Here is a 5,676-nt window from a genome sequence, read left to right as displayed (position 1 = left end):
GAGGGAAACGGTGAGACTCCTATGGGACGTGTGGGACAGGTGAGACCCCGGAAGGCGTAGCCTGAGGAGGCTCACCGCCCGCCCCATGGAAAGCGAATCGTTTCCCGGAGCCCCTAGAATTACACAAAAGTCTCGAAACTGAGTCTTCCACTAAAGGGAGCTTATACTTAAAAGGTCAGGCATAAAAAAAGTGCCCATGCTCACGTGAGCATGGGCCAAAAGAGACGACTGGTTAACTTTTGAGTGAGGGAATAAATTGTTGGAAAAGTGCTTTTGAGAGGAAAGACTTTTCCGTGACACTCATCAGTAAACAACGTTACTGACCTATTTATGACAACCAAATCATAAATAGTTATGAGATAAATAAGCATCACCGCTTATCTGTTTCTATTGTAATATATCCTAGGACAACCTTCACCGAAAAAAAGTTGCGGAGGTCCGCAAACTGGTGCGAATTTTCTAGTAAATGACATAGGACAACTCGAAATTCTAGTTAGATAGAACGGATCATCCAATCCATCTCATCTGCAAATCCCCCTTCTTCTTTTTCAAGTTGACGCTGTAGTGTCTCAAGATCAAGTAGCGCTGCATGGGTCTTTTTTCTAATTTCCCTCACTTCTTTATGAGAAGATTGAATTTTATTTTGAACAAACCAATCCACAAGTAAGCCATCAAAGAAATAGTCGACAATCGTCAAACCGCCAGACATTTGAATACGAATATCATAATATGTGCCGAGGTCCTCCATTTCATTTGCGAACTTCCGCAAATATCTTTGTGCGGTATGGATGGCGGTATCCGCATCATCCACTCTCGAATGTTTGACTGCTGTAGTCAGCAAGCCACCACCAAGCATATCCAACGCTCCCCAGTTTTCAGCAGATGTCAACGAAACCGTTGCTTCTTCCAATGCACGCATGGCAGATCGCCCTGCATCGATTGCCTCATTGATTTCAACCAACTCCGCCTGTAGCATCGATCGCTGTTCACTAAGTTCAACCAAACGCCCTCCTTTCTTTTCACCTTTAGTAATAAGGATTTCCTTTCTTCTTTGATACAGCCGGTCATACTCGACTTTTGGGTTTCCATAAGCAGCGATTATTTCAGAGAGGGTTTCTACTTCTTTCTCCACCTCAAGAGCAGAATGATGAGCTTCTCTCCACTTCAACCGTGCCTCCACTGCCTCCCGCTTTTCTTTTTCCATTTTTTCGAGCTTCTTACCTGTAATCGTAACGAATAAATTTGTAAGACTCATGCTTTCCAGCTTTTCCACATCTTCTTGCTCTTCGTTGAGCTTTTCTAAGTAGTGCTGTTCTTTAGCACGTAGTTCCTTATGTTCTTTTTTTAATTGCTCCCTTTCTCTATGTAAACGTTCTTTTTCAAGACATCTTTTTCTTGCTGTCATTAGTGATTCATACAATTCTTTCATTATTCATCCCCCTTCTTTTTATTTCTTACGTCTCAAATAAGAAAAAGTTGCAAATTCAACTAGAGTTGGCCTTAATTAAAAAATGTTTTCAATTAAAAAATGTTTTCAATCAAAAAACTCAAAGTCCAGGAGACTTTGAGCTTTAATGGAAGAACTTATTTTGAGTTCGTAAGTTGTTCACGTAAATTTTTGCGAAGAATTTTCCCTGTTGTGTTTTTAGGAAGCTCAGACATAAATTCGATACGTGAAGGGACCTTATACTTCGCTAAATGCTCACGGCAATATTCATTTAGTTGTGTTTCTGTCAACGTTGGGTTTTTAGAGACGACGAAGCTTATGACCGTCTCCCCAAGCTCCGGATCTGGTGCTCCTACTACCGCAACTTCTGTGACATCTTCGTGTTGGTACAATACTTCTTCTACTTCTCTTGGATAAACGTTGTAGCCTCCGACAAGGATCATATCTTTTTTACGATCGACAATGTAAAAATATCCGTCATCATCCTGTCGAGCCATATCCCCTGTGTATAACCAACCATCCCTAATGGTGACAGAAGTTTCTTCAGGAAGTTTATAGTATCCCTTCATGACGTTCGGCCCCCGAACAATCAATTCGCCCACTTCACCGGTTGGGAGCTCTTCACCAAGTTCGTCCACCACTTTATTTTCGACATTTTTAATGTTTTGTCCGATGGACCCTGCTTTTCTTGGGCGGTCCAGGGGATTAAAAGCTGTAACTGGTGAGGCTTCGGATAGTCCATAGCCTTCTGAAACACGTACGTTGAACTGTTCTTCGAAGGATTCCAATAAAGCAACCGGTAAGGAAGAACCTCCAGAAATGCAAAGACGCATGTGGCGGAAAGTTGGTGCCTGTTCTTTTCCTGTTTGTAACAAATAATTATACATGGTTGGTACACCGGCGAACACCGTTGCTTTGTTTTCTTCTGCTATTGCAAACACTTCTTGAGGAGAGAATTTAGGTACAATTAGCACGGTTCCGCCATTCATTACGGGAGCGTTTAAACAAACCGTCAAACAGAAAACATGAAACATCGGTAAGGTAGCAATCACGCGGTCCTCCGAGTTGATTTGCAGGTAGTCCGCTACATCCGTTGCGTTTGAATATAAGTTTTGATGTGTAAGCATCGCGCCTTTCGGCTTCCCTGTCGTTCCGGAAGTATACAAAATAACTCCCACATCCTGATCATCAAGTGGAGGGGTTTCATAATCTAAACGTCCCTCAGCTACAACCTTTGTAAACGATTTCATTTTTCCGTTTAAAGAAGAAGATTCCATGTCCACACCTGTTCCTGTGTCTGCTACAAAATAGTGGCCGATATCAAGGTGATGATCCATAACTTCAAATTTATCGATCAATACATCCATTGTCATGACAGCCTTGACGTCTCCATTTTTCAAAATGTAGCTCATTTCATCTACTGTGTACGTAGGATTAATCGGTATGACGGTTGCTCCTGCCCGGAGTGCTCCGTAAAGTCCAATCATGAACAAGGGACTGTTTCCGCTCACAAGCGCCAAATGATCCCCTTTTTCATAGCCCAGTTCAGACAACTTAGAAGCGAATTTAGTGACTGTTGCATCAAACTCTTGATAACTTACCCGCTGCCCTTGAAATATGTAGGCATCTTTTGCAGGATAACGCTGAGCCGTGAGCGACAGTTGTTCGCTTAGATTCATGTATGCTCCCCCTTGAAATTATGAATGAATAGTCATTCATTTTAGTAATTTTCAATATAATTATAAAATACTGAAAACTTTTTAGCAACATTTGTCGTCCTAAGTCACCTGAATTGGACCATATAAAAAAGAACGATCCTTAAATGAGGACCGTCCCTTTTTTATTAATAAACCATATCAAGAAAGTCTTCTTTGCTGATTTTACCCAGGTAGTGAGAAACATCCACATTACCTAGAGCTTCAGATATCGCCTGGCGTTCATACTTTGTGTCAATTAAAATTTCTTCAATGTCATTAATGTCTCCAACCCCAAAGAAATCACCAAAAATCTTCGCGTTCTGAATATGTCCTTTGGTTACATCAAGACGAATGTCATAGCTTCCGGCACCCTCAATTCGCTTCGTATGCTGGATGTTGAACTTCGGTGACTTGCCGTAATTCCAGTCCCAATTTTTGTAGCGTTCTTCAGCCAGCTTATAAATATTGTCCCAATCTGCCTTCGTTAATTTATATTGAGGTACGTCCTTCACATCTTCGACATCAAAAATATAGCGGAGGATCAAGTTCTTGAACTCTTCCATAGAAATTTTTTCATCAAGAAACTCAGAAATGTTTGCCACTCGACTACGAATCGATTTAATTCCTTTCGACTTGATCTTCTCCGTTTTCACGTTCAAAGCAGAAACAACGTTCTCGATTTCTGAATCTAACATTAATGTGCCGTGGCTGAACATGCGGCCCCGAGTAGAGAATTGAGCGTTGCCTGAAATCTTCCTACCGTCTTCTGCCACAATATCATTACGCCCGGACAATTCTGCGTTTACACCTAACATTTTTAATGCTTCAGTTACCGGTTTTGTGAACTTAGCGAAATCATGAAAACTGTCCCCATCGTCCTTTGTAATGAAACTGAAGTTCAAGTTTCCGAGATCATGATATACCGCACCTCCGCCAGAAAGACGGCGAACGACGTGAATTCCGTTCTCTTCTACATAGCTTGTATTGATTTCTTCCACCGTATTTTGATTTTTACCGATAATGATGGAAGGTTCGTTGATATAGAACAGTAAGTAAGTGTCGTTGATATCAAGATTCTTTAATGCGTATTCTTCAATGGCCAAGTTAATACGAGGATCATTTATCCCCTCATGGTCAATAAAAAGCATGTGTTTCATCCTTTCAGTCCGTATTGTCCATGTACCATTGTAATCGTTTAGAGGCTTGGAGACAATTCATTTACTCCATGTCAGTCCTTCGTCCGCGAGTTGAATGGTTCCACTATAGATATCTTCTGCCTCCTGACGCAATTTCGTCAACTGCCCAAAGTGTGGCAAATGACTGAGCCATAAGTTTTTCACATTAGCCTCTTCAGCTATAGTAGCGGCTTCAGTACTCGTCATGTGCCCTGCTTTCCTGCCGTCCATATCTTTATAAAAGTTTGTATCTGTAATAAGAAGATCCGCATTCTTGGCAAATTTTGCCCACTCTTTAAAATAACTTGTATCGGCTGTGTAAACCGCCGTGTCCTCCCCATCAGAAATCCGCATACCATAACAAGGGACCGGATGATTCGTTTTTTGGAATTGTATGGAGAAAGGCCCTACTTCCAACGTTTGGTCAGGATTATAGGCCATTCCTTTCGTATATTGATGGGTTAAGGTTTCAAACTTCCCTTTCTCCTCTTTATGTCCATAGATAGGAAGCGTTTCATTTGTTCCGGCAAGGGTATTCTGAACAAGAAAAGCATATTGAAGAGGACCGATATCTGCGATGTGATCATGATGATAGTGAGAAAGAACGACCGCATCCAAATCCTCTACCTTCTTAAACTGTTGGAGGCGTGACAACACTCCACTTCCACAATCGACAAGCATCGAAAAACCATCTTTTTCAAATAAATACCCAGAAGTAGCACTCCCTGCTGCAGGATAAGCTCCCCAATAACCGATAATTGTCACTTTCATTATTATCACTCCTAAAACTTTTGGCCTAATTGTACATTGTTTTATAACAGATTGTTGATTTCTGAATATTGTTATAATACAATGGTTTTACATTAAAAATTAATTGGAGGCGATTTACAGATGATGAGTGTTCTTGAGTTCTTCCGTAACCTTCCGAAAAAGCACTGCTCCAACTGTGGGAATGTGATCCAGGAAAAAGCTGACTGCTACGGCAACATTTGCGACGAATGTGACCACCCGGCCCGCTAAGTCTAGTATTCCACAAAAAACATAACAAAGAACATAAGATTTGGAGCAGCTGTCAAAGGCTGCTATTTTTTTTGCCCATTCCCCCACTCTTCCATAATAGCTCCCTTTAGTTGAAGACTCAGTTTCGAGACTTCTGTTGGGTGGATGGGGGCTGCGGGGAATAACTCGCTTTCCGCGGGAGCGCGGTGAGCCTCCGCGGACTGCGTCCTGTGGGGTCTCACCAAGCACTTTTTTCCTCCTAGATATCCGGTTCCGGCGCCTAGCGGCTAGTGAGACTTCCCTCGCTTCTGTACGATAAGTCAACATCGAATCGCTACGCTCTCCGTGTTTCCTTTAT

The 5,676-nt window shown here is 41.9% G+C and carries 5 protein-coding genes; 1 reads left to right on the top strand and 4 read right to left on the bottom strand.

Annotation, left to right across the window (positions count from 1 at the left end):
* Positions 1-493 precede the first annotated feature (493 nt).
* From VKA52_RS07675 to VKA52_RS07660, 4 genes are all read right to left on the bottom strand, one after another.
* Positions 494-1,429, bottom strand: coding sequence for a hypothetical protein (locus VKA52_RS07675; RefSeq protein WP_326314899.1), 936 nt, complete (start codon positions 1,427-1,429; stop codon positions 494-496).
* Between the two features lie 155 nt (positions 1,430-1,584).
* Complete coding sequence (locus tag VKA52_RS07670) at positions 1,585-3,126, bottom strand: fatty acid--CoA ligase family protein (protein WP_326314897.1); 1,542 nt, start codon at positions 3,124-3,126, stop codon at positions 1,585-1,587.
* A 164-nt stretch (positions 3,127-3,290) separates the two neighbouring features.
* Positions 3,291-4,292, bottom strand: a complete 1,002-nt coding sequence (locus tag VKA52_RS07665; protein ID WP_326314895.1) for a lipoate--protein ligase — start codon at positions 4,290-4,292, stop codon at positions 3,291-3,293.
* 66 nt (positions 4,293-4,358) lie between these two features.
* Complete coding sequence (locus VKA52_RS07660) at positions 4,359-5,090, bottom strand: MBL fold metallo-hydrolase (protein ID WP_326314893.1); 732 nt, start codon at positions 5,088-5,090, stop codon at positions 4,359-4,361.
* Between the two features lie 120 nt (positions 5,091-5,210).
* On the opposite strand from VKA52_RS07660, the gene yhfH reads away from it, so the two are divergent.
* The gene (gene yhfH / locus VKA52_RS07655; protein WP_074735206.1) at positions 5,211-5,339 is read left to right on the top strand and encodes a protein YhfH; all 129 of its coding nucleotides are present in this window, start codon (positions 5,211-5,213) and stop codon (positions 5,337-5,339) included.
* Positions 5,340-5,676: the final 337 nt, after the last annotated feature.

This window comes from Halobacillus sp. HZG1, assembly GCF_035818575.1.
GTDB classification, from domain to species: Bacteria; Bacillota; Bacilli; order Bacillales; family Halobacillaceae; genus Halobacillus; species Halobacillus litoralis.
Note: the sequence above shows the minus strand (reverse complement) of the source record. Positions and strands in the feature narration are given on the sequence as shown.

Excerpts from the sequence above, each read along its gene's own strand:
- VKA52_RS07665 (WP_326314895.1), bottom strand. The coding sequence starts at position 4,292 with ATGCTTTTTATTGACCATGAGGGGATAAATGATCCTCGTATTAACTTG.
- yhfH (WP_074735206.1), top strand. The coding sequence starts at position 5,211 with ATGATGAGTGTTCTTGAGTTCTTCCGTAACCTTCCGAAAAAGCACTGC.
- VKA52_RS07670 (WP_326314897.1), bottom strand. The coding sequence starts at position 3,126 with ATGAATCTAAGCGAACAACTGTCGCTCACGGCTCAGCGTTATCCTGCA.
- VKA52_RS07660 (WP_326314893.1), bottom strand. The coding sequence starts at position 5,090 with ATGAAAGTGACAATTATCGGTTATTGGGGAGCTTATCCTGCAGCAGGG.
- VKA52_RS07675 (WP_326314899.1), bottom strand. The coding sequence starts at position 1,429 with ATGAAAGAATTGTATGAATCACTAATGACAGCAAGAAAAAGATGTCTT.